This window comes from Pseudomonas sp. GM24, assembly GCF_000282235.1.
Classification (GTDB): domain Bacteria; phylum Pseudomonadota; class Gammaproteobacteria; order Pseudomonadales; family Pseudomonadaceae; genus Aquipseudomonas.
In genome coordinates this window covers 1-3,692 of record NZ_AKJR01000305.1, presented here as the reverse complement: position 1 = coordinate 3,692, position 3,692 = coordinate 1, and the positions used below count along the sequence as shown (strand labels likewise).

Genomic DNA, 3,692 nt, shown 5'->3' with positions numbered 1-3,692 from the left:
CCCCCTGGGGGAGAGGGCTGGGGTGAGGGGGTAAAGCTTTTGATCTTCAGATGCGGAAACTACCCACCAACTGTTTCAACCGCGAAGCCTGCTGCTCCAGATCCGAACAAGCACGCAACGTCGCCTGCAAGTTCTCCACGCCCTCCTGATTCAGCGTATTGATCTCGGTGATATCGACGTTGATCGATTCCACAACAGCGGTCTGCTCCTCGGTCGCCGTGGCCACCGACTGATTCATCCCGTCGATCTCGCCAATGCGCTGCGTCACGCTGTTCAAGCGCTCCCCGGCGAGGTTGGCAATCTCGACGCTGTCCTGGCTGTGGCGCTGGCTGTCGCTCATGGTGCTCACCGATTCACGAGCGCCAACCTGCAGCTCCTCGATCATGGTCTGTACCTGTTGCGCCGACTCCTGGGTACGGTGCGCCAGATTGCGCACTTCATCGGCCACCACGGCAAAACCACGGCCGGCCTCACCGGCACGTGCCGCTTCAATCGCAGCGTTGAGCGCCAGCAGGTTGGTTTGCTGGGAAATGCTGGTGATCACTTCGAGAATCTGACCGATGTTCACGGTCTTGCTGTTCAGCGACTCGATATTGCTGCTCGATGCGCTGAGCATGCTCGACAGTTGATTCATCGCCTTGATGCTGCGATCGACCACTTGCTGGCCGTCTTCAGCCAGACCGCGAGCGTCGCTGGCCTGATTCGAAGCCTGGGCGGCATTGCGGGCGATTTCCTGCGCCGCAGCACCAAGCTGATTGATCGCTGCAGCGACACTACTGGTGCGCGAGGCTTGCTGATCGGAGTTGTACATCGACGAGTTCGACGCGGCGACTACACGCAGGGCGACCTCGTTAACCTGGCCGGTCGCCGAAGACACTTCGCGGATCGAACCGTGAATTCGCTCGACGAAACGGTTGAACGCGGTACCGAGGATGCCGAATTCATCGTTATTGACGATGGTCAGGCGTTTGGTCAGATCACCTTCGCCGTCGGCAATGTCTTCCATGGCGCGGGTCATTACATGCAGCGGCTGGATCAGCAGGCGGATCAGCATGCCGAGCAGGGCAATGATGATCGCCACGGCAATCACTGTCGCGATCACTGCCGAGGTGCGGAACTCGCTGAGCATCGCGAACGCCTGATCTTTGTCCACCGACAGACCGATGTACCAGTTCACTGACGGCAGGCCTTTGATCGGCGCGAAGGTGACGATGCGGGTCTTGCCATCGACGGTGACTTCACTGAAGTCGCTGCTGATGCGCGGGGTGTCCTGCGGATAGGCTTCTTTCAGTGATTTCATCACCAAGGCCTTGTCCGGGTGCACGAGGATCTTGCCGTCGGCACTGACCAGGAACACATAACCCATGCCGTCAAAATCGCGGGCGGCGAGGGTGTCGACCAGCGATTGCAGGCTCAGATCGCCGCCGACTACGCCCACGCTCTGGCCGGCCTTTTTCGAGGCGGTGGCGATGGAGATGATCAACTGGCCAGTGGCGGCGTCGATGTACGGCTCGGTCAGGGTCGAGGTGCTGCTGCTCTCGGCACCTTTATACCAAGGGCGCACCCGTGGATCGAAACCGTCCGGCATCTTCGCATCCGGGCGGATGGTGAAGTGGCCGGTGGCATCACCGAGGTAGGACGCCATGAACGTCGAGGTCAGGGCTTTCTGTTCCAGCAGGCTGGCGACATTGACCGGTTCCGGGTTGATGGCGATGTTCTGGGCGGCGTTCTCGATCAACAGAATGCGGCCGCTGAGCCAGGTCTGGATATTGCCGGCAGTGACTTCGCCCATCTCGTTGAGATAGTTGTTCAGGTCATCGCGGATCGCATTGCGCTGCAACCAGTCGTTGTACAGCGTAAACGAGGCGAAAGCGGCGATGACGATGAGGGCGGCGGCAAGCAAAATTTTATGGCTGAAGCGCAGATTTTTGTTCATGGCTTGGGGTTCCGCTAAGGTCTTAATGTCCAGGGCGTGCTTTTATAGAAGCGCGCAAAATGGGCAAGGGTGAAAACAAGCTGATATTTCCGTCTCTCCTTAGGGAAATGTCCGGCCTGACTTGTGGTCGGGTCTCTCACTCCTCTGTATCGGCCATGCGTAATCAAAGATTAACCATTGGGTGACAAAATGCCTGACTCCTCGCAACTCGTAATCGGCGCCGATCTCGCAGGCCAGCAGATTGCTCAGGCCATGCGCCTGGCGAACCGCCACGGACTGGTCGCTGGCGCCACCGGTACCGGTAAAACCGTCACCTTGCAGCGTTTGGCCGAGGCGTTCAGTGACGCCGGGGTCGCGGTATTTGCCGCTGACATCAAGGGCGATCTGTGTGGTCTCGGTGCGGCCGGCAACCCGCAGGGCAAAGTGGCCGAGCGTATCGCCGGGATGCCATGGCTCAACCACAAGCCGCAGGCGTATCCGGTGACCTTGTGGGATATCCACGGTGAGTCCGGTCATCCGTTGCGCACCACCTTGAGTGAAATGGGCCCGCTGTTGATCGGCAGCCTGCTGGAACTGACTGACAGCCAGCAATCGGCGCTTTACGCAGCCTTCAAGGTCGCTGATCGCGAGGGCTTGTTGCTGTTGGATCTGAAAGATCTGAAGGCGCTGCTCAATCACCTCAAGGACAATCCGCAACTGCTGGGCGAAGACGCGGCGTTGATGACCACCGGTTCCAGTCAGGCGCTGTTGCGCCGCCTGGCGATCCTTGAGCAGCAGGGCGCCGAAGCCTTGTTTGGCGAACCGGCACTGCAACTCGAAGACATTCTGCAACCGACTGCCGAGGGGCGGGGGCGCATTCATCTGCTCGACGCCAGCCGTCTGGTGCACGAGGCGCCGAAAGTCTATGCAACGTTCCTGTTGTGGCTGCTGGCTGAGTTGTTCGAGCAGTTGCCAGAGCGAGGCGATGCCGACAAACCGCTGCTGGCGTTGTTTTTCGATGAGGCGCATTTATTGTTTGGCGATACGCCCAAGGCCTTGCAGGAGCGCCTCGAGCAAGTGGTGCGCCTGATCCGCTCCAAAGGTGTTGGCGTGTATTTCGTCACGCAATCGCCGGCGGATTTACCCGATGATGTGCTGGCGCAACTTGGCCTGCGCATCCAGCACGGCTTGCGTGCATTTACCGCCAAAGAGCAGAAATCCCTGCGCGCAGTGGCGGACGGCTTCCGGCCGAATCCGGCGTTCGATAGTTTGTCGGTGTTGACTGAATTGGGGATCGGCGAGGCGTTGGTCGGCACGCTGACCGAGAAAGGCACGCCGGAAATGGTTCAGCGCGTACTGGTCGCACCGCCGCAATCGCGGATCGGGCCGCTGACCGAAACCGAACGCACGCTGCTGATTGCCGGCTCGCCGTTCAAGGGGCGCTATGACAAGCCGATTGATCGTGAATCGGCTTATGAAATTCTGATGGGGCGCAAAGGCCTGGCGCCTGAAGCCGAGGCGCCCGCCGGCAAGCCTGCGCCTGAAGAGCCGAGCCTGGCCGACAGAGCAGGAGAGTTCCTCGGCACCGCTGCCGGGCAAGCGCTGAAATCGGCGATGCGCCAGGCTGCCAATAACCTTGGCAAACAACTGGTACGCGGCTTGATGGGCTCTTTACTCGGTGGCAGCAAACGCCGCTGACCTAATGTAGGAGTGAGCCTGCTCGCGATTGCGGTATGCCAGTCACGACAATGTCGACTGTTTCACCGCTATCGCGAGC

The 3,692-nt window shown here is 59.9% G+C and carries 2 protein-coding genes and 1 pseudogene; 1 reads left to right on the top strand and 2 read right to left on the bottom strand.

Translation table 11 applies throughout. The annotated features are described in order from the left end of the window. Nucleotides 1–46 precede the first annotated feature (46 nt). Both PMI23_RS30430 and PMI23_RS30425 read right to left on the bottom strand, forming a co-directional pair. The gene (locus PMI23_RS30430) at nt 47–811 is read right to left on the bottom strand and encodes a methyl-accepting chemotaxis protein (RefSeq protein ID WP_371043227.1); all 765 of its coding nucleotides are present in this window, start codon (nt 809–811) and stop codon (nt 47–49) included. 93 nt (nt 812–904) lie between these two features. Next, nucleotides 905–1,936 (bottom strand): annotated as a pseudogene (locus PMI23_RS30425) (HAMP domain-containing protein); the annotation flags it as partial. A 189-nt stretch (nt 1,937–2,125) separates the two neighbouring features. Between PMI23_RS30425 and PMI23_RS27240 the strand changes: the two are divergent. Continuing rightward, nucleotides 2,126–3,613, top strand: a complete 1,488-nt coding sequence (locus tag PMI23_RS27240) for a helicase HerA-like domain-containing protein (RefSeq protein WP_007912768.1) — start codon at nt 2,126–2,128, stop codon at nt 3,611–3,613. The last annotated feature ends 79 nt before the right edge of the window (nt 3,614–3,692 follow it).

Bases quoted from the DNA above. Each gene is read 5' to 3' on its own strand.
- PMI23_RS27240 (WP_007912768.1), top strand. From the start codon at position 2,126: ATGCCTGACTCCTCGCAACTCGTAATCGGCGCCGATCTCGCAGGCCAG.
- PMI23_RS30430 (WP_371043227.1), bottom strand. From the start codon at position 811: ATGTACAACTCCGATCAGCAAGCCTCGCGCACCAGTAGTGTCGCTGCA.